At 34.3% G+C, this 24,325-nt stretch carries 24 protein-coding genes; 23 read left to right on the top strand and 1 reads right to left on the bottom strand.

The genetic code is table 11. The annotated features are described in order from the left end of the window. The first annotated feature begins 11 nt into the window (after window positions 1-11). The 4 genes from yabA to rsmI all read left to right on the top strand — a co-directional run bounded on the left by yabA (window position 12) and on the right by rsmI (window position 2,468). Window positions 12-389: a DNA replication initiation control protein YabA gene (yabA, locus tag AC5LWL_RS00850; RefSeq protein WP_493432592.1), complete on the top strand. Its 378-nt coding sequence runs from the start codon at window positions 12-14 to the stop codon at window positions 387-389. Between the two features lie 220 nt (window positions 390-609). Next, window positions 610-1,350 (top strand): tRNA1(Val) (adenine(37)-N6)-methyltransferase, encoded by a 741-nt coding sequence (locus tag AC5LWL_RS00845; protein WP_493436504.1) that lies wholly within the window; start codon window positions 610-612, stop codon window positions 1,348-1,350. Then, window positions 1,337-1,624: a GIY-YIG nuclease family protein gene (locus AC5LWL_RS00840; RefSeq protein ID WP_493432591.1), complete on the top strand. Its 288-nt coding sequence runs from the start codon at window positions 1,337-1,339 to the stop codon at window positions 1,622-1,624. Before AC5LWL_RS00845 ends, AC5LWL_RS00840 begins: the two co-directional genes overlap by 14 nt. Next, window positions 1,602-2,468, top strand: a complete 867-nt coding sequence (gene rsmI, locus AC5LWL_RS00835; RefSeq protein ID WP_493432590.1) for a 16S rRNA (cytidine(1402)-2'-O)-methyltransferase — start codon at window positions 1,602-1,604, stop codon at window positions 2,466-2,468. Before AC5LWL_RS00840 ends, rsmI begins: the two co-directional genes overlap by 23 nt. Before the next feature lie 93 nt (window positions 2,469-2,561). Here rsmI and abrB read toward each other — a convergent pair whose 3' ends face one another. Then, a complete protein-coding gene (gene abrB, locus AC5LWL_RS00830) occupies window positions 2,562-2,846 on the bottom strand; it encodes a transition state genes transcriptional regulator AbrB (RefSeq protein WP_493432589.1) in 285 nt (94 codons plus the stop codon). Window positions 2,847-3,567: 721 nt separating this feature from the next. On the opposite strand from abrB, the gene metG reads away from it, so the two are divergent. The 19 genes from metG to fin all read left to right on the top strand — a co-directional run bounded on the left by metG (window position 3,568) and on the right by fin (window position 23,838). Beyond that, entirely contained in the window at window positions 3,568-5,559 is a 1,992-nt protein-coding gene (gene metG, locus AC5LWL_RS00825) for a methionine--tRNA ligase (RefSeq protein ID WP_493432588.1), read from the top strand. Between the two features lie 206 nt (window positions 5,560-5,765). Continuing rightward, entirely contained in the window at window positions 5,766-6,533 is a 768-nt protein-coding gene (locus AC5LWL_RS00820; protein ID WP_493432587.1) for a TatD family hydrolase, read from the top strand. Window positions 6,534-6,772: 239 nt separating this feature from the next. Beyond that, entirely contained in the window at window positions 6,773-7,954 is a 1,182-nt protein-coding gene (locus AC5LWL_RS00815) for a resuscitation-promoting factor (RefSeq protein WP_493432586.1), read from the top strand. 271 nt (window positions 7,955-8,225) lie between these two features. Further along, window positions 8,226-8,786, top strand: coding sequence for a ribonuclease M5 (gene rnmV, locus AC5LWL_RS00810; RefSeq protein WP_493432585.1), 561 nt, complete (start codon window positions 8,226-8,228; stop codon window positions 8,784-8,786). Continuing rightward, complete coding sequence (gene rsmA / locus AC5LWL_RS00805; protein WP_493432584.1) at window positions 8,779-9,657, top strand: 16S rRNA (adenine(1518)-N(6)/adenine(1519)-N(6))-dimethyltransferase RsmA; 879 nt, start codon at window positions 8,779-8,781, stop codon at window positions 9,655-9,657. Before rnmV ends, rsmA begins: the two co-directional genes overlap by 8 nt. Before the next feature lie 229 nt (window positions 9,658-9,886). Continuing rightward, on the top strand, window positions 9,887-10,765 hold the full coding sequence (gene yabG / locus AC5LWL_RS00800; protein ID WP_493432583.1) for a sporulation peptidase YabG: 879 nt from the start codon (window positions 9,887-9,889) through the stop codon (window positions 10,763-10,765). A 508-nt stretch (window positions 10,766-11,273) separates the two neighbouring features. Further along, a complete protein-coding gene (locus tag AC5LWL_RS00795) occupies window positions 11,274-12,614 on the top strand; it encodes a transposase family protein (RefSeq protein ID WP_493432582.1) in 1,341 nt (446 codons plus the stop codon). A gap of 263 nt (window positions 12,615-12,877) precedes the next feature. Continuing rightward, complete coding sequence (gene veg, locus AC5LWL_RS00790) at window positions 12,878-13,141, top strand: biofilm formation stimulator Veg (protein ID WP_031537121.1); 264 nt, start codon at window positions 12,878-12,880, stop codon at window positions 13,139-13,141. A 154-nt stretch (window positions 13,142-13,295) separates the two neighbouring features. Then, window positions 13,296-13,478, top strand: a complete 183-nt coding sequence (locus AC5LWL_RS00785; RefSeq protein ID WP_493432581.1) for a small, acid-soluble spore protein, alpha/beta type — start codon at window positions 13,296-13,298, stop codon at window positions 13,476-13,478. 719 nt (window positions 13,479-14,197) lie between these two features. Further along, a complete protein-coding gene (gene ispE, locus AC5LWL_RS00780) occupies window positions 14,198-15,067 on the top strand; it encodes a 4-(cytidine 5'-diphospho)-2-C-methyl-D-erythritol kinase (RefSeq protein ID WP_493432580.1) in 870 nt (289 codons plus the stop codon). 56 nt (window positions 15,068-15,123) lie between these two features. Further along, window positions 15,124-15,942: a pur operon repressor gene (gene purR, locus AC5LWL_RS00775; protein ID WP_493432579.1), complete on the top strand. Its 819-nt coding sequence runs from the start codon at window positions 15,124-15,126 to the stop codon at window positions 15,940-15,942. Window positions 15,943-15,964: 22 nt separating this feature from the next. Continuing rightward, window positions 15,965-16,339 carry a RidA family protein gene (locus AC5LWL_RS00770; RefSeq protein WP_493432578.1) on the top strand — a complete coding sequence of 125 codons (375 nt, stop codon included), beginning with the start codon at window positions 15,965-15,967 and terminating at the stop codon, window positions 16,337-16,339. Between the two features lie 260 nt (window positions 16,340-16,599). Beyond that, window positions 16,600-16,890: a septation regulator SpoVG gene (gene spoVG, locus AC5LWL_RS00765; RefSeq protein ID WP_003347151.1), complete on the top strand. Its 291-nt coding sequence runs from the start codon at window positions 16,600-16,602 to the stop codon at window positions 16,888-16,890. A gap of 451 nt (window positions 16,891-17,341) precedes the next feature. Then, window positions 17,342-18,709, top strand: coding sequence for a bifunctional UDP-N-acetylglucosamine diphosphorylase/glucosamine-1-phosphate N-acetyltransferase GlmU (glmU, locus tag AC5LWL_RS00760; RefSeq protein ID WP_493432577.1), 1,368 nt, complete (start codon window positions 17,342-17,344; stop codon window positions 18,707-18,709). Between the two features lie 93 nt (window positions 18,710-18,802). Then, a complete protein-coding gene (locus AC5LWL_RS00755) occupies window positions 18,803-19,759 on the top strand; it encodes a ribose-phosphate diphosphokinase (protein WP_493432576.1) in 957 nt (318 codons plus the stop codon). Window positions 19,760-19,971: 212 nt separating this feature from the next. After that, a complete protein-coding gene (locus tag AC5LWL_RS00750) occupies window positions 19,972-20,610 on the top strand; it encodes a 50S ribosomal protein L25/general stress protein Ctc (protein WP_493432575.1) in 639 nt (212 codons plus the stop codon). A gap of 521 nt (window positions 20,611-21,131) precedes the next feature. Beyond that, window positions 21,132-21,695: an aminoacyl-tRNA hydrolase gene (gene pth, locus AC5LWL_RS00745; RefSeq protein WP_493432574.1), complete on the top strand. Its 564-nt coding sequence runs from the start codon at window positions 21,132-21,134 to the stop codon at window positions 21,693-21,695. Window positions 21,696-21,976: 281 nt separating this feature from the next. After that, window positions 21,977-23,119: an IS110 family RNA-guided transposase gene (locus tag AC5LWL_RS00740; protein ID WP_493432573.1), complete on the top strand. Its 1,143-nt coding sequence runs from the start codon at window positions 21,977-21,979 to the stop codon at window positions 23,117-23,119. Between the two features lie 488 nt (window positions 23,120-23,607). Next, on the top strand, window positions 23,608-23,838 hold the full coding sequence (gene fin / locus AC5LWL_RS00735) for an anti-sigma-F factor Fin (protein WP_493432572.1): 231 nt from the start codon (window positions 23,608-23,610) through the stop codon (window positions 23,836-23,838). The last annotated feature ends 487 nt before the right edge of the window (window positions 23,839-24,325 follow it).

Raw genomic sequence — 24,325 nt, 5'->3', positions numbered from 1 at the left:
GAGGTGGAAGAGTGGATAAAAAGGAAGTTTTTGATTCAGTAATTAATATGGAAAGCCAAATTGGGAATTTGTATCAACAATTAGGTGAGCTTAAGCAACATGTGGCAGAACTAATTGAGGAGAATAATACATTAAAGCTGGAAAATGAAAATTTAAGAAGGCATTTGGAAAGACAAACAAAGGGAAAAGAGAAAAGTAAAGAAACGAATAAAAAGAAAACTTCTAAATCTAGCAACCAAATAGAGGAAAAGAATATAGATGTAGGAGAAGGATATGATAACCTTGCAAGACTGTATCAAGAAGGTTTTCATATTTGTAATCTTCATTTCGGTAGTCCAAGAAAAGATGGAGATTGTTTATTCTGTTTATCATTTCTTAATAAAAAGTAACCTTGTCTGTTGGTGATGTACTCTCAATTATGTAGAAAGTCGGTATATCCTTTTCTTTCTACAAGCGGAAACCTTCCTTTATACTAGGAAGGTTTTTTAAATATTATCAGCGTTTATATCCTAAGGTTCAACAAGTGTTTAATTTTCCTATGTGATGCTTAATTGGTCTATTTCTTCAATAGGACTGTTATTTTTATAGATGGAGGTAATGTGAAAGGTGATTAAGTTAATAGGAGATGAAAGGCTTGATTATTTATTAGCGGAAAAGTTAAAAATAATTCAAAGCCCTTCCGTTTTTTCTTTTTCTCTTGATGCAGTTTTATTAGCAAACTTTGTTTCTGTGCCGATAAAAAGAGGAAAGTTAGTAGATCTTTGTAGTGGAAATGGTGTGATTCCTTTATTTCTATCATTAAGAACGAAAGGAATAATAATAGGAGTGGAGATACAAGAACGTCTTCATGATATGGCTTCTAGAAGCATTATATATAACAAGCTGCAAGACAGAGTACAAATGGTTCATAAGGATATTAAGGACATTCCTGAATTAATAGGATATGAGAAATATGATGTTGTTACATGCAATCCTCCTTATTTTCAAACAGATTCATCAGAAGAAATTAATATCAATCAACATCTTGCCATCGCAAGGCATGAAATAATGTGTACGTTAGAAGACACAATCCGTATTTCAAGTCAATTAGTGAAACAAGGTGGAAAAGTAGCGTTTGTTCATAGACCTGGTAGAATGCTTGATATTGTTACATTAATGAGAAACTATCGATTAGAACCAAAACGTATTCGATTCGTATACCCAAAAAAGGGAAAAGAAGCGAATATACTTTTAGTAGAAGCAATAAAAGATGGAAAACCAGATTTGAAAATACTTCCACCACTATTTGTATACGAAGATACAAATGAATATACAGAAGAAATGAGTCGAATCCTTTATGGAAATAACTAGTCATTTCTTTTACGTTTTAGAATGTAGAGATAGAACATTTTATGCAGGATATACAAATGATTTAGAAAAAAGAGTGAAAACCCATAATGAAGGAAAAGGGGCAAAGTATACTAGAGGACGGACACCCGTCACCTTAGTATATTATGAAGTTTTCTCCAATAAGTCGGAAGCTCTAAAGGCTGAATATGCTTTTAAACAGCTCGGTCGGAGAGAAAAAGAACAATATTTAAAAAGGGAAGCAGGTGAAAGATTTGTGGCAACAAAAAAGCTATAAAGAAAATTCTGGACTTTTGTATTTAGTACCAACACCAATTGGAAATTTAGAGGATATGAGTTTTCGCGCTGTCAGGATATTAAAAGAAGCAAATCTTATAGCAGCAGAGGATACAAGAAATACAAAAAAGCTATGTAACTATTTTGAAATATCTACGCCGATTGTAAGCTATCATGAGCATAATAAGGAAACAAGCGGCCGCAAATTAATACAGGCAGTATTAGAAGGAAAAACAGTTGCATTAGTCAGTGATGCAGGTATGCCTACCATTGCCGATCCTGGCTATGAGTTAGTAGTTGAAGCAATAAATGAAAAAGTATCTGTAATACCATTGCCAGGTGCTAACGCTGCATTAACAGCATTGATTGCATCGGGCTTGCCTACCCATCCTTTTTTCTTTTATGGTTTTCTTAATAGACAAAAAAAAGAAAAGAAAAAAGAATTAATGTTCCTTAAAAATGTCCAAGGTACTGTTTTATTATATGAATCACCACATCGTTTAAAAGAAACACTGTCTTGTATCAATGAAATTTTAGGAAATAGAAATGTAGCTCTTTGTCGGGAGCTAACAAAAATATATGAAGAGTTTATTAGAGGAACTGTTCATGAAGTAATAGAATGGGCAAATAAGGAAGAAATACGTGGAGAATTTTGTATTGTAATAGAAAAAGGGGAATTGCAAGAATCTGTTGACGACTGGTGGAGCGACCTTTCTATCGTCGAGCATGTTGAAAAGTATATAAATGAAGAAGGATGTACAGCAAAAGAAGGCATTAAAAAAACAGCCGTAGACAGAGGAATACAAAAACGAGAAGTCTATCAGCAATATCATATAAAGGAATAAATATTGCGTTATTATAAAAAAATGTATGGAAAGAAAGCGTACTGCTGATCTTCCATACATTTTTATTTTATATAAAATTATTGGAAGTAATAATTATTTAGATACTTCAAATGAACTTTTGATTTCGTTTAAAAGCTGTTCTGCACCTTCACGGCTTAGAATTAATTTACCTCCAGCCAATGTAAGGTTGTCATCTGAAACTTCACCTGTAACTTGACAAGTCATATTAGCCTTGTATTTTTTTAAGACAATTTTTTCATCGTCTACGTAGATTTCTAATGCGTCCTTTTCAGCAATTCCTAACGTACGTCTTAATTCGATTGGAATAACTACACGCCCCAATTCATCAACTTTACGAACAATACCTGTAGATTTCATATCCTTTTCTCCTCCCAATTTATCATTATTTATCTTTTTTCGCTAATATTCGACAAATTTCTTTGTTTGGTTATATAATACCAGCCATTCCCATATCCGTCAATTATTTTATTTTAGAAATATTTGAATGTGGATAAATGTCTATATCTCAATGTTTTATAAAAAAAGGCTACCAGTATCTTCAATAATATAAAAATTTTAAAGTAAAGATATGTCATTATTATATGCTATATTTCGACAATATTCTACAAAATCCATAAAAATTTTCAATTGTAAAAATATGCTATGAAGTGAGTGGGAAAATGGTATAAGTTAGTTGCAGAAAATATTATTTTTATGTATATTTTGATGGTATAATCGGCGAAAATGGCAATATTCAATGAATCTACCCAATAATAATCAATAAATAGTAAATTGATGTTTTGGAAATCGTACAAGTATTGATACAATAAGAAGTATATTAAACAATTACTTTAATAAGGCTGTCGACAAACGTTCTCTTTTTTAGTTATTTGCCTTACTTATGTGCTCAATACTAGAAAAAGAAAAGAAATAAATACGTCTTATAGGAAATCGACTAAATATTAAATATGCAACGTTGATTGACTCATCTTCTGTGGCCTACGAGATGTTCATTTTATCCAACATCTAGATTAAATAATTCGTTTAATTTATCAGTATCTTACGTACTATACATAGTTACTTTTCAGGAGGGACAAAAATGAAAGAGCAAAATAATACTTTCTATATAACAACCCCTATCTATTATCCGAGCGGGAATCTTCACATTGGGCATGCATATACGACTGTAGCAGGGGATGCAATGGCACGTTATAAACGTATGAGAGGTTTTGATGTACGTTATTTAACAGGAACAGATGAGCATGGACAAAAAATTCAGCGTAAAGCAGAAGAAGCAGGAATTACACCAATAGAATATGTGGATGAAATAGTAGCAGGGATAAAAACATTATGGGATAAGTTAGATATTTCTTATGATGATTTTATTCGTACTACTGAGAAGAGACATACAGATGTTGTTAGCAAAATGTTTCAACAATTAGTGGAACAAGGAGATATTTATTTAGATGAATATCAAGGCTGGTATTCTGTTTCAGATGAAACCTATTATACAGAATTACAGCTTGTTGATCCTGTATATGATGAGTCTGGTAAGGTTGTTGGCGGGAAAAGTCCTGATAGCGGCCATCCTGTTGAATTGGTTAAAGAAGAATCTTATTTTTTCAAAATGAGCAAATATGCAGATCGTCTATTGGAATTTTATGAACAAAACCCTGCATTCATACAGCCAGAATCACGAAAAAATGAAATGATTAACAATTTTATTAAACCAGGTCTAGAAGATCTTGCTGTATCAAGAACAACATTTGATTGGGGAGTAAAGGTTCCAGGAGATCCAAAACATGTTGTGTATGTTTGGATAGATGCGTTGTCTAATTATATCACAGCGTTAGGCTATGGTACAGAAGACGATTCTAAATATTCTAAATATTGGCCAGCAGACGTTCATTTGGTTGGAAAAGAAATTGTCCGTTTCCATACTATTTATTGGCCGATTATGTTGATGGCCCTAGATCTTCCGCTACCGAAAAAGGTATTTGCTCATGGTTGGATTCTAATGAAGGACGGGAAGATGTCCAAGTCAAAAGGGAATGTTGTTAATCCAGAAACATTGATTGATCGTTATGGATTAGATGCATTACGTTATTACTTATTAAGAGAAGTACCGTTTGGGGCGGATGGTGTATTTACACCAGAAGGGTTTGTTGAACGAGTAAACTTCGATTTAGCAAATGATCTTGGGAATTTACTAAACCGCACCGTAGCAATGATTAATAAGTATTTTGATGGAGTTATTCCGGAATATAAGGGATCAGAAGGAGTCTTTGAAAAATCTCTTGTAAAAGCACATGAGGAAACACTTCAAAAATATGTGGAACATATGGATCAAATGGAATTCTCTGTTGTACTCACGAATTTATGGCAACTGGTTAGCAGAAATAATAAATATATCGATGAAACGCAGCCATGGGTTTTAGCGAAAGAGGGAAAACAAGAGCAATTAGCTGATGTTATGGCTCATTTAGCAGAATCATTAAGAAGAATTGCTATTCTATTAAAACCATTTTTAACAAGAACACCAGACAAAATATTTCAACAATTGAACATCCAAAAGGATTCATTAACATCTTGGGATAGTTTAGAGATATTTGGAGCTATACCAGCAGAAACAAAAGTGGAAAAAGGAGAGCCTATTTTCCCTCGTTTAGATATGAAAGAAGAAGTAGAATTTATTAAAGTAGAAATGCAAGGTCCGGCTAAAGAAGAGGAAAAGGTTACCCCTGAAGTGCAAGAGGTGCCTGAAACTGATGAAATAACAATTGATGACTTTATGAAAATAGATTTGAGAGTGGCAAAAGTACTACAAGTAGAACCTGTGAAAAAGGCAGATAAATTGTTAAAGCTACAACTAGATTTAGGATATGAGAAAAGACAAGTAGTCTCTGGTATTGCCCAGTATTATAAACCGGAAGAATTAGTTGGAAAAAGAGTTATTTGTGTAACAAATCTAAAACCGGTTAAATTAAGAGGGGAACTTTCGCAAGGAATGATTCTTGCAGGAAGCCAGGATGGAATTTTATCTGTTGCATCTGTGGATGATTCATTACCACTTGGTGCTAAGGTTAAATAAACAAGCGGAAAAATATTACTAAAAATTTATACGCAAATTTGAGTATAAAATCATTGATAGTCTAAAAAGAAACATAGAAGTATCCAAACATTCATTCGTTATGGAATATTTCTATGTTTTTCTTATAGAAAGGTTTTTTAGTAATTTGTCATTGTTGTGAAATGTTTGTAATGAAAATAAAATAATGGGAATAGAAGGGATTTTTTATGTTATTTGATACCCATACGCATTTAAATGCAGAGCAATTTATAGAAGATGTAGAAGAAACCATTCAACGTGCAAAGGATGCAGGGATGGAAAAAATGATTGTGGTTGGATTTGATAAACCCACAATTGAAAGAGCGATGGAGCTTATAGAAAAATATCCGTTTCTTTATGCAAGTGTAGGCTGGCATCCAGTAGATGCAATTGATATGACCGAAGCAGATCTGCTTTGGATAGAAGAATTATCAAAACATCCTAAAGTTGTTGCTATAGGAGAAATGGGATTGGATTATCATTGGGATAAATCACCGAAGGATATACAAAAAGAAGTGTTTAGAAAACAAATAAGATTAGCAAAAAAAGTTGATTTGCCCATTATTATTCATAATAGAGAAGCAACAGCTGATATAGTCGATATTTTAAAGGAAGAGGATGCAAAAGAAGTCGGAGGAATTATGCATTGTTATGGTGGAAGTGTAGAAACAGCACAAGAGTGTATTAATATGAATTTCTATATTTCTCTTGGAGGAACTGTAACATTTAAAAATGCAAAAAAACCAAAAGAAGTAGCAGCAGCGATTCCGTTAGAAAAACTTTTAATTGAAACGGATTGCCCTTATCTTGCTCCAACTCCATTTAGGGGAAAAAGAAATGAACCTAGCTACGTTAAATTAGTTGCTGAAGAAATAGCCTCAATAAAAGGTATTTCGTTTGAGGAAGTAGCAGAAGCAACAACAAAAAATGCAAAGAAATTATTCGGCATAAACTGATAAGTAATGGTGTCGAAAAAGGGAAAGTCTTGTCCTATTCTTAGTTGATTCTAAAAAGTTCTACAACGCTTTCCTTTCTCATAGAATGATTATGTCGAGATTTCTTTCTTTCCTTTCGCGATAGTTTTTTGCATAATAGGAGGTACGTTCAAGGAAATTGTATGGGTTGACAGCCGCCAAGATACTCTATATAATCACTCCGAAGAGAAAAGGAGGCGTTTTTCATCGTAATCACAAACATGAAAAACTTGTTTTCCCTATCTTTGAGTAGGAAAAAATGGACTATTATTATTGCTAGTTTTATTGTTTTTACAAGTGCATTTGGCTTTATATTATACGAAGCTACTAAAAAAACTGTGGCAATAACTTTAGATGGTAAAGAAGAGGTCATCCAAACGCACTCATCCACTATACAAGAAATATTTGATGATCTTGAAATTACAATCCACTCAAAAGATTATGTGTTTCCATCTTTAGATACAAAGATAAAAGACGACATGAATGTTGTTTGGAAACAGGCGAAACAGGTTGAATTGAAAAAGGACGACGAGAAAAAAACGGTTTGGACAACAGCTGAAAATGTGGAAGGATTTTTAAAGGAACAAAACATTTCTTTGAACGAGCATGATCAGATTAACCAAGAAAAGAAAAACAGCATAGAAGAAAACATGGAGATTGTTGTACATACCGCATTTCCGTTGACACTAGTAGATGCAGGAAAGAAAAAACAACTATGGTCCACTTCGACTACGGTCGCTGACTTTTTAACACAACAAGAAATATCACTTGCAAAATTAGACCGAGTTGAACCAGATCTAAAAGAAAAAGTGAAAGAAAAAGCTGTTGTAAATATTACACGCATAGAAAAGGTCACCGATGTAGTGGAACAACCGATTAATTACGCTGTTGTTACTCAAAAGGATAAAAATTTGGATAGTGGCGTTGAAAAGGTAGTCACAGAGGGTAAAAAAGGATTATTATCTAAAAAGTTTGAGATAACATTAGAAAACGGCAAAGAAGTTTCTCGAAAACTGCTTAGTGAAGAAAAAATAAAAGAAAAAAAAGATAAAGTTGTAGCAGTCGGAACAAAAGCAGAAGTTTTACAAATTGCGTCTCGAGGAGAAAGCGAAGCAACAGATATGTATGTTAACTCCACGGCTTATACAGCAAGCTGCAATGGTTGTTCAGGCTATACTGCTACAGGTATTAATTTAAAAGCAAATCCTAATGCAAAAGTAATTGCTGTCGATCCAAATTATATTCCATTAGGTACAAAAGTATATGTTGAAGGTTATGGTTACGCAGTAGCTGCTGATACAGGTTCTGCTATAAAAGGAAAAAAAATCGATGTTTTTTTCGCAACGAAAGCAGAAGCATATCGTTGGGGTTCAAAGCCCGTAAATATAAAAGTAATCAAATAAATTTTTCTGCAGAGAATCTATCATATTCTCTGCTTTTTTATATTAGGAGGATGTACATAACTTGAAAAAAATAAAATGTTCATCACTGAAAGTTCAATAAATTTAAAAAAGTTGTAGTGTTCTTAATGAAGACCGTCTTTTGTTGAAAATAATTATTTAAGCTATAATGAATGTTATATTTAAGTATTTTGTCTTTCTATATATATAGACGTTTCATGTTACAAAAATGTTTCATTTTTTTCAAATATTTTATTTTTTTTTTGGAGGTTTCATGAAGATAAAAGAAATAATAGTGGTGGAAGGTAAAGATGATACAATTGCTATACGAAGAGCAGTTGATGCAGATACAATTGAAACCAATGGTTCAGCTATAAATACAGAAACAATCGAAAAAATTAAGTTAGCCCAGTCGACAAGAGGCGTTATTATTTTTACAGATCCTGATTATCCTGGACAAAAAATACGTAATACTATTGTTAAAAAAGTTCCTGGTTGCAAGCATGCTTTTATTACGAAGGAAGAAGCATTGCATAAGCATGGAAAGGGAGTTGGGGTGGAGCATGCATCAACTGAAGCAATTAGAGAAGCTTTAAAGGATGCTCATTTAATGCATGAGACAGTAATGGAACAAATCACACAAGATGATTTAATCTGTGCGCAGCTTATAGGCGGCGTGGGTTCCAAACAGCGGCGTGAGCAATTAGGTAAACTATTAAAGATAGGTTATACAAATGGAAAACAGTTGCATAAAAGGCTTATGATGTTTCAAATTACGAAACAAGAATTTGCAGATGCTTTAAAGGCAATGCACCAGGAGGAAAAAGATGTATAAAGATATTGCAACACCTGTAAGAACAAAGGAGATATTAGAAAAATATGGATTCTCTTTTAAAAAAAGCTTAGGACAAAACTTTTTAATTGATACAAATATTTTAAGAAATATTGTGGAGCATGCTGAGCTTTCTGCTGAGTCGGGGGCTATTGAAGTTGGCCCAGGAATCGGAGCTTTAACAGAACAATTGGCGAAGCGCAGCAAAAAAGTTGTTGCATTTGAGATTGATCAAAGATTATTGCCAATTTTAGATGAAACGCTAGCACCATATAAAAATACAAAAGTAATCCATGAAGATATTCTAAAAGCAAACGTAAAAGAGGTAATAGCAGCGGAGTTTGAAGGTATTAATGATATTATGTTAGTTGCGAACCTTCCATATTATGTAACTACGCCGATTATTATGAAGATATTAGAAGAGGGACTTCCTCTTAGAGGAATTGTAGTAATGCTGCAAAAAGAAGTGGCAGAAAGAATCTCTGCGAAACCAAGCACAAAGGAATATGGTTCATTGTCGATAGCTATACAATACTACACTGTTCCTGAAGTTGTCATGATTGTCCCAAAAACAGTATTTGTGCCACAGCCTAATGTGGATTCAGCGGTTATTAAGCTTACAAGAAGGGAGACGCCGCTAGTTTCCGTTAAGAATGAAGATTTTTTCTTTCAGATTACAAGAGCAAGTTTTGCACAGCGAAGAAAAACGATTTTAAACAACTTATCCAGCCAGCTTGAGAATGGAAAACAAAAAAAGGAAGAAATCATAGAGGCACTGCAGGAAGTAGGCATCGATCCTTCTAGAAGAGGAGAGTCCTTATCAATAGAAGAGTTTGCACGATTAAGTGATGCTTTATATGAAATATTTAAATAGGATGAAGGTGTCTAATAAGGCACCTTCTTTTTTTAATCTGAGACTGCGGTCTATTCAAGAGAGCCAAAGCTTTTTCAGAGTAGCCCTTTAAGGATGAAATTAAACAATTAATTTTATAAAAGAAGGAAATAACATGGCTGCTCACAACTTTATAGACTATTGCATAGTGTATGAAAGATAGGTTAAGAAACAAAAGGCTCTTGTAATAGGGCTAATTGGAGTGACGACAGTGAGTATAAATACCATGGATATCGTCGGTAGAAAATCATATCAATGTGATATCGTTTTTCGAATTATTGATATTAAAGAAGAAAATGGACAAAAGCTTGCTGTTTTATACGGAGAGGATTTTCGTCTTATTGCAGACGCTCCTTATGAAGACTTAGTTCGTATCAATAAACCGATGCAAAGAAAAATATCACAGGAATTTCAATTTTTAGAAGAGCAATCATTGGAATTATTCCGGCAGGATGTCCATTTATTACGACAAAAGCAGGAATACGTTACAACAGATTCTTATAGTAAACAAACCAATTATTTTCAATTACCTGGAAAAGTATTGCATTTAGATGGTGATTCTACTTATTTAGAAAAGTGCTTAACTTTATATGAAAAAATTGGGATTCCGGTAACAGGAGTACATTGTAATGAAAAAGAGATGCCGCAAAAAATAGGCAAACTAATTGATTACTATCGACCAGATATACTTGTCATTACAGGGCATGACGCCTATTCTAAGGCGCTAGGGGGAAAGCAGGATATTAATGCTTACCGTCATTCAAAGTACTTTGTTCAGACTGTCAGAGAAGCACGAAAGAAAATTCCTCACTTAGATCAACTAGTAATATTTGCAGGTGCTTGTCAATCACATTTTGAATCGCTGATACATGCGGGAGCAAATTTTGCCAGCTCTCCTTCAAGGGTAAATATACATGCATTAGATCCAGTTTATATTGTTGCAAAGATTAGTTTTACACCATTTATGGAGCGAGTAAATGTGTGGGATGTGTTAAGAAATACATTAACAGGAGAGAAGGGGCTGGGAGGTCTAGAAACAAAAGGAGTACTTAGAACCGGAATGCCATATAATATAAATTACACAGAATAGACTTTATTTTCCCATTTCATCATTGGCACGTACGAGTGTCAGTGATGGAATCTTATAATGATATCGAAATTAAGCTAGTTAATTGTCTAGCTTCGACATACAGGTGGTCTAGTGTTATGGTTAACTGGCTGGAAGGATACGAGTCGATTAAAGCTGCAGCGGGGAAGGGAGAGCCTAAGTTTGCTTTGATTTTAGTTTGCCCTCTTTTATCCATGTATTTTTTAAGTAGACAAGCCTTCAAGTCATAACAGGTTTCTTGAATTGATACTATTTTTTTAAAAAATGTATTTTTCTACATAAAAAGAAACTATTAGGAAATGATAAGAATGTTGAAAAATAAGAGAAAAATAAGAATAAAAAATATTGACAACTTCTAAAAAAGACTGTTATAATTTACAGCTCTGAAGAGTAAAAGTTTTTCGAGATAATTCCACCTAACACTCGCCAAATATAGGATAATTAGGATATACAAAACCCTATTATATTGATATTTGGGAGGATTTTTTTTATGATAACTAGAAAAGACAAACGTGATAAAGAAAAAGGGATAAACTTTTTATTCGAGTTTCTGAAAACGCAGAAACACTTTTTTAAAGATTTTAATAAGTTGCTTAAAAAAGTAAAGGATCCAAGACACCAGGGCTATACCATTTATGACCCAGAAGTCCTTTTGATGATGGTTATTTTAAAAAACACCTGTAATCTAAAAAGCATGCGTGAAATGACGAATGAATTCAACAAGGACGAGTGCATTGAAAATATAGGAAAAATTTTAGGGATTGAACATTTGGAAGAATTACCCCACTATGACACAATCAATAATTTTCTTTCTCGGTTGAAACCAGCAGAACTTGAACATATCCGAACGTACATGATCAAAGAATTATTGAAAAAGAGGTGCTTTGATTCTTATCGGATTGAGGGGAAATATTGGGGCGTTATCATTGATGGTACAGGCATTTTCACGTTTAATGAAAAGCATTGTGACCACTGCTTGAGACGAAATTACAAGGAAAAGGATAAGGAAACGGGTGAAGAAAAAACAAAGACCATCTATATGCATCACGTCCTAGAAGCTAAATTGGTTGTTGGAGATATGGTGCTGAGTGTTGACTCAGAATTTATTGAAAATGAATCGGAAGACGTGGAGAAACAAGATTGTGAACTAAATGCTTTTTATCGATTGGCTACAAGACTTAAAGACACATTCAAACGGCTGCCCATCTGTATCATTGCCGATAGTCTTTATGCGTGTGAAAAGGTCTTTAACCAATGCAAGAAATATAAGTGGAACTATTTATTTCGATTCAAGGAAGATCGCATCAAAAGTATTGCCAGTGAGTTTCAGGTATTAAAAAATATGGAAGACAATGTCTTGAATATAAATGAAGATAGCCAACAAGGAAGAATTACTTGGGTGAACGGAATTGTTTATAGGGAACATCAACAAAGTGTGCTGGAATACGAAATGGAGACGAAAAAGGGAAAACAAAAGTTTCTTTTCCTTACCAACATAAAAATCACAAAAAAGAATGCCAAAAGGCTCGTTAACACTGGACGAAGCCGTTGGAAAATAGAAAACGAGGGATTTAACAGACAAAAAAACCTACGCTATCACATTCAACACGCAAGCAGTAAAAATTACAATGCCATGAAAAATCATTATTTATTGGCCCAGATTACAGAAATCATAATGGTGCTTCATGAGCAAGGGTCGAAAGCATTGAAGCGCGTCAAAAAAACGGTAAAAGAAATATCCTCGCGACTGTTAGAAGCCTTGCGCGGGCAAACACTAACAAACGAGGATATAGTACAACTGGGAAAACCAATGCAAATTAGATTTACCTAGTGCCATAATTATAACAAAAGGATGTGGTGTTGGGAAAGAGAAAAGTAGTTATCCACAATTTCACAATGGAAATGACGAAATTGGCTTGTCTTTTTTGGTAAAAAGGACGAAAATGACAATGGTAAATTTTTACATGTGAATAAGTTACTTTAACATCTTTCACATTTTTTTATCAAAGTTTACTCCTCGGAGCTGTATAATTTATATTTTTGTTTGACTCTGTTGTGTCAGTGTGATATACTTTACACAGTGAGGTGGACCGAATGGCGAAAACATTATCAGATATAAAAAAAGCTCTTGATTCAAATTTAGGGAAGAGACTTATGCTAAAAGCCAATGGTGGACGTCGCAAGACTATAGAACGTTCTGGTGTACTAGCAGAGACTTATCCATCTGTTTTTGTGGTTGAATTAGATCAGGATGAAAATGCATTTGAACGTGTATCATACAGCTATGCGGATGTTTTAACAGAAACGGTTCAAATTACCTTCTTTGAAGATACATCAGGACAAGTTGCTTTAAGTTAATAGATATTGCTTTGAACTGCAGTGAACACAGGTTTACTGCTTTTTCATTTTTACGGGATGTTTAAAATAAAAAACTGGTAAGAAATAATACTTATGAAATAACAAAGAGGATATATACTATAAACACCGTGGATAATGAAAGGAGCGATTCACTTTGAGTAGACGGAAAGGTGTTATGTCTGAAGGATTAAAAGAAGAATTAGCAAAAGAGCTAGGTTTTTATGATGTTGTTCAAAAAGACGGTTGGGGTGGCATACGAGCAAGAGATGCAGGAAATATGGTCAAAAGAGCAATTGAAATAGCCGAACAGAGTCTTCTTAACCAAAAACAAGAATAGTTTTTGTAACCTTTAATTTCATCTTGTTTACACGAATTTACATCAAAATGGATTTATTCACGGTACCTGTTTATGCGGCTTCCCATTTAGTTTGTTAGTAAGCTTACATTTACTGATAAATAAAAATGTGGAGCCGCCTTTTTGTATCCTTTTTGATACAGAGTTTATATATAGTAAAATAAAGCGAATACATACTTTTTAAATAAAGAGATAATAGGATAGAATAATATGTAAAAAAAACAATAGGGTTGCTACTAACCAAATGCTTATTTTATGGTAAAATCACTATATCCATATAGATGTTAACGTGTCCTTTTTATTTCATATAAAAATTAGTGGTAATTGGAAAAAGTAAGCAACTTTTTTATAGCGGAAAACTTTCTCGGCTCAAAATAGTAAGTCAATAAGGAAAGTAGTTCGTGTTAGCTCGGATATATAGGAAATACTAGTACTGATGTTTCAATAGCTCGGATCATACGATTAATGGAGAATGCAGATGGAAGCAGTGTTGGTAGTCGATTTTGTTTTGGAGCTTCTTTGATAAGGTAAAGCAACGTGAATACTCGCACTATTTTTTGCTTTTTATCCTTTTCTTTCTCGAGTGAGCATTTATCCAAAAAGGAAAATAAAGTGAGTACAAACTGACCGCTTATGCTTTTCTTATTTGTGGTAAAATAGGACAAAAAATGGAGACAAAGAAAATTAAGTAGGTGGAAATATTGAAGCTTTTGGTAAAAGCACCAGCTAAGATAAACTTATCATTAGATGTCCTCAATAAGAGGCCAGATGGGTATCATGAGGTCGAAATGATTATGACGACCATTGATTTAGCTGATAGATTAGAGCTTACATTAGAAGAAAAAGATGAAATAAAAATTATTTCTCTTAACAGATTTGTTCCAGATGACCAAAGGAATCTAGCTTATCAAGCTGCAAAGCTATTAAAGGATAAATTTAATATTACAAAAGGGGTGACAATAAAGATTGAGAAAAATATTCCGGTAGCAGCAGGGCTTGCAGGCGGAAGTAGTGATGCCGCAGCTGTTCTTCGAGGGCTGAATAAACTATGGAATCTCGGGTTATCTATAGATGTGTTGGCGGAAATAGGTTCTGAAATAGGTTCGGATGTATCTTTCTGTGTGTACGGTGGAACGGCACTCGCAACTGGCAGAGGAGAAATAATTAAAGAACTCCCTGCGCCGCCGATTTGCTGGGTTGTGTTAGCTAAACCGTTTATTGGAGTTTCTACTGCAGATATCTATAAAAGACTAGATGTTGGAAAGATAGACCATCCGAAAACAGACAAGATGATTCAGTCGATATACGATGGATCTTATGACAATATGTGCAGAAGTGTAGGAAATGTACTAGAGGATGTCACATTGAACTTGTATTCAGAAGTGGCTCAAATTAAAGAACAAATGAAAAAATTTGGAGCGGATGCAGTGTTAATGAGTGGGAGCGGTCCAACCGTTTTTGGCTTAATTCACCATGATTCTAGAATGAATCGTGTATATAATGGTTTAAGAGGGTTTTGCGATCAAGTATTTGCAGTCCGGATAATAGGTAATCGACACACTCTTGATTAAACACGTATAATGATGTAATATTAACGATAAATATTCGGATTTTGGAGGTTCGCTGTATGAAATTTCGTCGTAGTGAGCGCTTAATAGACATGACGAATTATTTGTTAGAGCATCCAAGGCAGCTTGTATCCTTATCCTACTTTGCTGAAAGGTATGGTTCAGCTAAATCATCTATAAGTGAAGATTTAGCAATCATTAAAGAAACCTTTGAACAAAGAGGGATAGGAATCCTTCAAACTTTGCCTGGAGCAGCTGGTGGAGTTAAGTATCAGGTGAAAGTAAGCGAGCAAGAAACAAAGCCTTTTATTGAAGAGCTTTGTGAGCTCATTATGAGTCCTGAAAGACTTTTACCAGGTGGTTATCTATATATGACTGATATATTAGGTAATACAGCTCTTGTTCAAAAAGTCGGAAAATTATTCGCATCTGCTTTTGCAGATACAAAAATTGATGTAGTAATGACAGTTGCTACAAAAGGAATACCACTGGCGTATGCAGTAGCAGCCTACTTAAATGTCCCTGTTGTCATGGTGAGAAGAGACAGCAAGGTAACAGAAGGTTCTACTGTTAGTATAAACTATGTTTCTGGTTCAACAAAAAGAATACAAACAATGGTACTTTCCAAAAGAAGTCTGGAGGAAGGATCCAAGGTATTAATTGTCGACGATTTTATGAAGGCAGGCGGTACCGTAAACGGCATGATCAGCTTATTGGAAGAATTTAATGCTATTTTAGCTGGAATTGCTGTTTTAGTTGAGGCGGAAGAGGCAGAAGAAAGACTTGTGGATGATTATTTATCCTTGGTAAAGTTATCTGGAGTCGATGTTAAAGAAAAAAGAATTTCTGTGGAAATAGGAAATTACTTTGATAAATAATAAATGATAAGGGGAATGACAAATGAAAGTAGTACAAACAAATAATGCACCACAAGCAATAGGTCCATATAGTCAAGGCATCATTGTTAATAATATGTTTTACAGCTCAGGTCAAATCCCTTTAACTGCAGAAGGGACACTAGTTGAGGGCGACGTACAAACACAAACACATCAAGTATTTAAAAATTTAGGTGCTGTATTAGAAGCTGCAAATGCATCATTTGAAACAGTAGTAAAAGCAACTGTTTTTATTAAAAATATGGAGGACTTTTCTGCGATTAATGAAGTCTACGGAGAATATTTCCATTCACATAAACCAGCTCGCTCTTGTGTAGAAGTAGCAAGGTTGCCTAAAGATGTGTTGGTAGAAGTAGAAGTTATTGCACTTTGTAAATAAAGACTAAAAAAGGTCGTTTTCTCTGAAGAAGACAATCAGCTAAAATGGGTATAGATAATATTATTTGTCAAAAAAGATGACAAGAATAGTTTCTGTTCTTCCGGTAAAATTGCTAAAATAAAGATATTATTCTATATTTTAGCAATTTTCATCAATTTATCCTAAATATTCTAAAAAATTTCACCATTTTAGAAGGAGTTAGGAAAGTTCTGTTGAATTACTTAACTAGATTTTATCTTCTAGCAAAGGTGGTGAACAGAATGGAAGTAACTGACGTAAGGCTACGCCGAGTTAATACAGATGGACGAATGAGAGCTATTGCCTCCATCACTCTTGATAATGAATTTGTTGTTCACGATATTAGGGTTATTGATGGAAATAATGGATTATTTGTAGCCATGCCTAGTAAACGAACACCTGATGGAGAGTTCAGAGATATTGCGCATCCAATTAATTCCGGTACAAGAGGTAAAATCCAAGAAGCTGTTTTAGCAGAGTACCACCGTTTAGGTGAATTAGAAGTTGAATTTGAAGAAGCTGGTGCTTCCTAAAAATATTTTGCAGCTAGAGCCTACTTCCAATGAGTAAGGCTCTTTTTTTATGCATAAATATTCTTCCATTGCATTAGACTCCTTATTTTACTAGTAGATCAAAAAATTTTCATAGAAGGATAACAAAGAATTATTTACTTGTAAGACAACCACGCAGAGGCTCAGGCGCAGCCCCATGGAAAGCGAAGTGTATACCGGCTGCGGAATTATTGAGAGAGCCAAACCCTTTTTTCAAGATAGACAAAAGAAAAGTAATGATCTGCTTTTCAAATATACGGTGTCCTCAAATAATCTTGTCAAAAAAAATAAAAAAAGTTAAAAGGGATAAAACCTTATTAAAACCCCTTTTTTTTCGAGAAATAAGCTTAAATAGTTGAATCATTTCTTGAAATCAAAGACTTTTTAAGATAATATTTTTAATGGATAAAAAGGTTATATTGGAGGCCTGTGAATGTTAACTCGTTACGCAGTCATATTAGCTGCAGGACAAGGAACTAGAATGAAGTCGAAATTATATAAAGTACTCCATCCTGTATGCGGAAAACCGATGGTGAAGCATGTTGTAGACCAAGTTTCAAATCTTCATATTAAGGATATTGTTACGGTCGTTGGACACGGTTCTGAACAAGTTAAGAAACAGCTTGGTGATAAAGTCAACTATGCTTTTCAAGCAGAGCAGTTAGGGACAGCGCATGCAGTCATCCAAACAAAAGAGCTTCTTGAGAACAAAGAGGGAGTAACTTTGGTTATATGTGGCGACACACCTCTAATAAAGCATGAGACAATCGAGTCGCTGTTTAAACATCATGAAAATACATCTGCTAAAGCAACTATATTAACAGCAGTAGCGCACAATCCGAGTGGTTATGGCCGTATTATTCGGAATGAGTCAGGCGAAGTAGAAAAGATTGTTGAACATAAAGATGCCTCAGAAGAGGAAAGAAAGATCACTGAAATTAACACAGGGACTTACTGCTTTGATAATTTGTCATTATTTCAAGCTTTGAATCAAGTATCCAATGAAAATGTTCAAGGAGAATATTATCTGCCTGATGTTATTGAGATATTAAAAAATCAAGGTGATATAGTGTCAGCCTTTCAAACAGATGATTTTGAAGAAACATTAGGGGTAAATGATCGTGTTGCATTAGCAGAAGCAGAACGAATCATGAAGAAAAGAATAAATGAAGCACATATGCGTAATGGAGTTAGCATCATAGATCCAGCCAATACGTATATAGATTCAGATGTGACCATTTTAGAAGATACAGTCATTATGCCTGGAACGATACTTTCTGGTCATACGACAATAGATTCCGACTGTATGATAGGACCAAATACAGAAATAAAAAACTGTATAATTGGAAAGAATACAAGCATTAAACAATCTGTAGCACATGACAGTAAGATAGGATCAGAAGTAAATATTGGACCATTCGCTCATATTCGTCCCCAATCTAATATCGCTGATGAGGTAAAGATTGGTAATTTTGTTGAGCTTAAAAAAGCGGATTTTGGAAAAAGAAGCAAAGCATCACACTTGAGCTATGTAGGAGACGCCAAGGTCGGCAGTGATGTTAATATCGGATGTGGAACAATAACGGTTAACTATGATGGGAAAAATAAATTTTTAACAACAATTGAAGATGGCGCATTTGTAGGCTGTAATTCTAATTTAATTGCACCAGTTACAATTGGAATGGGAGCTTATGTTGCGGCAGGCTCCACTATTACAGAGGATGTCCCCTCTAGTGCCCTTTCCATTGCTCGGGCTCGTCAAGTTAATAAAGAGAACTATGTTAAAAAAGAAGAAAAGTAATTATAGGGAAATAAGAAGAATGACAATGCTTCTTATTTCTTCACTAAGATAGGACAACCTATTTAGTTAGGAATAAGTCTATGGAGGTTCAGGATGTCAGTTAAGAATTTAGATCCAAATTTGAAGGTGTTTAGCTTAAATTCAAACCCAGCTTTAGCTAGGGAGATTGCTCATTCTATTGGAGTAGAATTAGGAAAGTGCTCTGTTACCCGATTCAGTGATGGTGAAATTCAAATAAATATCGAAGAAAGTATTCGTGGATGTGATGTGTACATTATTCAATCCACTAGTAATCCTGTTAATGAGCATATCATGGAATTATTAATTATGATCGATGCTTTAAAACGGGCTTCTGCAAAAACAATCAACTTAGTTATACCATATTATGGATATGCAAGGCAAGATAGAAAAGCAAGAGCTCGTGAACCAATTACAGCTAAGTTGGTTGCAAACCTATTAGAAACTGCAGGAGCAACACGTGTCATTACTTTAGATCTACATGCTCCGCAGATTCAAGGCTTCTTTGATATTCCGATTGACCACCTTATGGGGGTTCCTATTTTAGGCGATTATTTCAGTAAACGTGATTTTGATGGAGATATTGTCATTGTTTCTCCAGATCATGGTGGTGTTACAAGAGCACGAAAACTTGCAGAAAGACTAAAAGCTCCAATTGCTATTATTGATAAACGACGCCCGCGCCCAAATGTGGCTGAAGTGATGAATATCGTTGGTAATATTGATGGGAAAATAGCGATTTTAATTGATGATATTATTGATACGGCAGGAACAATTACTCTTGGTGCTAATGCTCTTGCTGAAAATGGAGCAAAAGAAGTGTATGCTTGTTGTACACACCCTGTATTATCAGGACCAGCAATGGAAAGAATTAAGAATTCAAAAATAAAAGAACTTGTTGTAACTAATTCTATTGAACTCGACAAAGAAAAACTGTCTGATAATGTTATACAATTATCAGTAGCAGAACTTTTAGGTGAGGCAATTATTAGAGTTCATTCTGATCAATCAGTAAGTTTTTTATTTGATTAATAAGCTGAAGAAACCTTTGTCTACATCTAAGTCGCTTTCTCCTAGAGAGCGGCCTCTTCTTTTTCTAATACCGTTATTTTCCCTGTTTTTTTTTGAGAGGATTTTTTGTTTGTTAATTTTAGAAAAAAGTTTTATGTTTAAATTTTCCTGAATTAGGGCATTTTTTAATAAGAGTGTCTTTGAAAAAATAATGGAAGGTGAAGATTAAAATTATGAGTACATTATTACAGGCTAAAGAACGCACAGAATTTAAACATTCAACTTTAACAGGAATTCGTAAAGAAGGAAATATACCTGGAGTAGTATACGGATCGAAAACGAAGAGTACATCTATTTATTTAAGTGAAATTGAATTTTTAAAAACAATTAAAAACGTGGGAAGAAATGGCGTAATTGAATTAGCTATCGATGGACAAAAATATAATGTAGTACTAAGTGATTATCTTTCAGATCCTATTAAAAGAAATATACTGCATGTTGATTTTCTTGCTATCGATTTATCGAAAGAAATAACAGCTACAGTTAAGGTTTCTCTAATTGGAGATGCAGCAGGGGTAAAGGATGGCGGTGTATTGCAACAACCACTTCATGAAGTCGAAGTAACAGCAAAACCAAATGATATTCCAGCTGCCATCGAGATAGACGTTAGTGAATTGCAAGTAGGAGAAACGATTACAATAGCTGATATTAAGGAATATAAATCTTTAGAGATTAATCATGAAAAAGACGAAGTAATCGCATCTATTCTTGCTCCTAGACAAGAAGAAGAAATTAGTACAGGAGAACAGCAAGAAGAAGGAGCCCCAGATAACTTAGAAGGCAGAGAAACGGAAAAAGAGACAGTTGAGTAAAAAAAGTTTATTTCTGCCCTTTTTTCCTTTATGCTAAATTTGTTATGATTAATAAGTACAGTTCAGCAATCTTTAAAGGAAAGAAAAGCAGAAGCTTCTGAAGTTTAGCCGCTTTTTTAAAGTGATAGGATATGAAATGCCGGTGCTGCCTAGACTCGAAGGGAGCGGTGAATTATCTTCGAGTAAGGCACCTTCTGAAAAATAATCCTTTATCGCGAATATTCATTTTCCTTGATTTAAATGAATATTTTTTATGGGATTTACCAAGATACATGTGTTTTTTCATATATGCGGAACGAGAGGTTTTGTCCAATTAGAAATGTTTTTTGGATGAAAGCTTCTTTTTCTGTATATTGCTCTATCAAAAGATTTGATCCCCTATAGCTTTCTAATCCTTACGCTGCATTCTTCTACTCCAATTCTCAAGGAGCCTGCTAAGTAAGCGCTTCGGACTTCTGTGTATGGATGTTCTTCCTTTGAATACGTACGTAGTAAACATTTTTTTGCAAAGGGTGGTTTATATGAAATTAATTGTTGGATTAGGGAACCCTGGAAAACAATATGAAAATACAAGGCATAATATTGGCTTTGACATTATTGAGTACATCGCTAAAGAGTATACAATTCCTTTAGAGAAAGCAAAATTTAAAGGGATATTTGGAACGGGGATCATTAGTGGAGAAAAGGTGATCTTATTAAAACCGCTTACATATATGAATCTTTCTGGAGAATCCATACGCCCTCTGGCAGATTATTATGATATTGCACTAGAAGATATTGTTGTTATTTACGATGATTTAGATTTACCAGTAGGAAAAATAAGATTAAGACAAAAAGGTAGTTCTGGTGGCCATAATGGCATTAAATCTACTATCGCCCATCTAGGATCTGAAAAATTCAATCGAATCCGAGTGGGGATTGACAGGCCAAAAAATGGTATGAAGGTTACTGATTATGTATTAGGCAAGTTCACGAAAGAAGAACAAGCAATATTGGAAACAATTATTAAAAAATGTTCGGATGCTTGTGGGGAATGGACGAAGGAACCCTTTTTACAAGTGATGAATAAATATAATATTCAATAAGAAACACACATGATTTCACACTCACACCCCGGCATGAAAATTTTTTCTAAGCCGGGGTTTTACTTTTTTGTCCATTTTTCCATACTGATTAATGCTATGGGAAGTAATCTTTACGTGCGCTTTTGTGGTGGTTCGACCCTGTATAAGAAACTGTTTGGAATTTGCCTTGTGTACACCCCTTTGTTGACTCTTCAATTTTTGAGGATGATCACGTACAGAAAAATGCTGTTTGACCAAGCTTATTCCACTTTCCATAGACACTACTTTGGAGGTTGTTTTATTTGGACATTTTATTAACCCATTGTGCCGGAATGGATGTTCATCAAAAAGAGATTGTAGTTTGTGCCCTAACTGGCACTAATAATGAATCCATTCAAAAAGAAACCAAGACTTTTTCCACTTTAACCAAAAGTTTATTTGATTTATTAAAGTGGTTAGAAGAAAAACAAATTACACACATTGCTCTGGAAAGTACCGGAATCTATTGGAAGCCGGTATACAACATCCTTGAAGGATATTTCGATATTACTGTGGCCAATGCCCAACGTATTAAAAACGTTCCTGGTCGTAAGACCGATGTTTCAGATGCAGAATGGATTGCCAAGCTTCTTCGTCATGGATTGATTGAAAAAAGCTTTGTCCCTTCCCAAGATCTTCGGGAATTAAGAGATTTGAACCGTTTACGCAAGAAATGGGTTGGTAACTTAACAGCTGAAAAAAATAGAATTTCAAAGGTCCTCGAATGTTCAAACATAAAGCTTGGTTCAGTTATTTCTGATATCTTTGGGGTTTCTGGACGTAAACTTTTGAAACAGTTAGTCGATAATGGATACCTTGATAAGGCTGATGTTGATGCCAATATCCATCATTCTCTCCGCAAGAAGGCTGATACCATTTCCGATTCTCTTTTCGGAACATTAAATGAACATCAAATGTTTATGATTAAAAGCTCTTGGAATCATATCATGTATTTGGAAACTTCCATTCAAGAACTTGAAAATAGGATAGATACCCTGCTTCATTCCTATCAAGAAGAAAAAGAAATACTTTTATCTATCCCAGGTATAAAGGAACACACAGCTGCTGTTATTATTGCGGAAATCGGAACAGATATGAGCCAATTCCCTTCATCAAGACATTTAGCTTCTTGGGCTGGTGTATCACCTGGCAATAATGAAAGTGCTGGTAAAAAGAAAAGTTCCAAAAGCGTTCAAGGAAACCCACATATAAAAGCTGCTCTTTGTGAGGTTGCTTGGGCTATATCAAGGTCGAAAAATACCTCAATGTCAAATGTTTTTTGGTCTCTATCTGCAAGAAGAGGAAAGAAAAAAGCTTTACAGGCTATTGCACATAAAGTTTTAAGAATTATATATACCCTATTTATTAATAAGCAACACTTCTCTGAACCACGTCTAGCTGGTTAGACGACCTTCCATTACAATACTCTATTAAGGTTGTGATTTTTTTAAAAAATTGAGGTCACACCCTTTCTTTACTATTGTCTTTTTTCTAGAAGTCCACGCTTCAAGATTTTCTTTACACCAAAATCCTGTACCCGCCCTATCAAATAGAACACGTTACTGTATTATACAGATACCCAGAATAGCCACTCGCCCGTTTTATTTTCACAGAAAAAGCATTTCGGCGTCTTGCGTGGAATCCCGCACTAGACAGTGATGTATTGGAGTATATACACTCTGATATTAAAAAAACATCTACTAGTTGGCTAAAAGGAAAAATCTCTATTTAAGAAAAATTCACATTGTTTGATTATCATGTCATATAATGGAATAGAGTTTAAGTGTATTCATTTTCTCCAAAATGGTTGCTTCCGCTTTTTTAGTAAGGTATGAAATTCTTCTTATAAGTAAATACTAACAATAGTATTTTTGATGTATAAGGAGGTTTTTACTTGGCTATACATTATCATTGTAGACATTGTGGAGTGAAAATCGGAACAATTGATTCAGATACAGTAGAAACAAATCGTTTAGGATTACATGTATTGACAGATGTAGATCGCTCTGAAATGATTAATTATAGTGAAAATGGAGAAATTTTTATCAAGTCAATATGTGAAGATTGTCAAGAATCTCTGATGAAGAATCCTAATTATTATGAAAATGATTATTTAATTCATTAGTGGCATTGTGAAATGACTAGACGTTATGGTTAATAGCAAGTGTTAGAAAAAGAGGGTATTCCTAAGCGTATAGTCTGATTCTTATTGACTTTAAAATAGAATCAGCGCTTTAGGGCACCCTCGTTTTCCATTTGAATTTAGAAGAAAGTCTAATTAACAATTAACCATTTTAGCAGGAATATAAGCAGTAGATAGCGTATATACAATCACTAGCACTTTTTTTATAAGGTAAGAAAGTATAAGTTTTCTGAGACTCCTCTTTAAATAAAGGGCAGACAGGAGACAAGTATGAGGGAAGAGGTTGTCAATTTGAAGTTGATGCTCGACCTTTTAAAAATCAAAGAAGTACTTTAATTGAATAAGTTTAAGAAATGCCATCAGTTCATCCACATAAAAATAGACTGGTGGAAATTTTCGTTTGGTGAAATAAACAAAAATAGTATAGGAAAGATAAAAGGCTTAAAGGCTATACAAAAATAGCAAGAAT

It is taken from the genome of Niallia sp. WK069_GA_01 (genome assembly GCF_983173855.1).
Note: the sequence above shows the minus strand (reverse complement) of the source record. Positions and strands in the feature narration are given on the sequence as shown.

Excerpts from the sequence above, each read along its gene's own strand:
- AC5LWL_RS00820 (WP_493432587.1), top strand. The coding sequence starts at position 5,766 with ATGTTATTTGATACCCATACGCATTTAAATGCAGAGCAATTTATAGAA.
- rnmV (WP_493432585.1), top strand. The coding sequence starts at position 8,226 with ATGAAGATAAAAGAAATAATAGTGGTGGAAGGTAAAGATGATACAATT.
- AC5LWL_RS00795 (WP_493432582.1), top strand. The coding sequence starts at position 11,274 with ATGATAACTAGAAAAGACAAACGTGATAAAGAAAAAGGGATAAACTTT.
- AC5LWL_RS00750 (WP_493432575.1), top strand. The coding sequence starts at position 19,972 with ATGAGTACATTATTACAGGCTAAAGAACGCACAGAATTTAAACATTCA.
- AC5LWL_RS00755 (WP_493432576.1), top strand. The coding sequence starts at position 18,803 with ATGTCAGTTAAGAATTTAGATCCAAATTTGAAGGTGTTTAGCTTAAAT.
- glmU (WP_493432577.1), top strand. The coding sequence starts at position 17,342 with ATGTTAACTCGTTACGCAGTCATATTAGCTGCAGGACAAGGAACTAGA.
- abrB (WP_493432589.1), bottom strand. The coding sequence starts at position 2,846 with ATGAAATCTACAGGTATTGTTCGTAAAGTTGATGAATTGGGGCGTGTA.
- AC5LWL_RS00770 (WP_493432578.1), top strand. The coding sequence starts at position 15,965 with ATGAAAGTAGTACAAACAAATAATGCACCACAAGCAATAGGTCCATAT.
- veg (WP_031537121.1), top strand. The coding sequence starts at position 12,878 with ATGGCGAAAACATTATCAGATATAAAAAAAGCTCTTGATTCAAATTTA.
- AC5LWL_RS00815 (WP_493432586.1), top strand. The coding sequence starts at position 6,773 with ATGAAAAACTTGTTTTCCCTATCTTTGAGTAGGAAAAAATGGACTATT.
- AC5LWL_RS00840 (WP_493432591.1), top strand. The coding sequence starts at position 1,337 with ATGGAAATAACTAGTCATTTCTTTTACGTTTTAGAATGTAGAGATAGA.
- metG (WP_493432588.1), top strand. The coding sequence starts at position 3,568 with ATGAAAGAGCAAAATAATACTTTCTATATAACAACCCCTATCTATTAT.
- pth (WP_493432574.1), top strand. The coding sequence starts at position 21,132 with ATGAAATTAATTGTTGGATTAGGGAACCCTGGAAAACAATATGAAAAT.
- rsmA (WP_493432584.1), top strand. The coding sequence starts at position 8,779 with ATGTATAAAGATATTGCAACACCTGTAAGAACAAAGGAGATATTAGAA.
- spoVG (WP_003347151.1), top strand. The coding sequence starts at position 16,600 with ATGGAAGTAACTGACGTAAGGCTACGCCGAGTTAATACAGATGGACGA.
- purR (WP_493432579.1), top strand. The coding sequence starts at position 15,124 with ATGAAATTTCGTCGTAGTGAGCGCTTAATAGACATGACGAATTATTTG.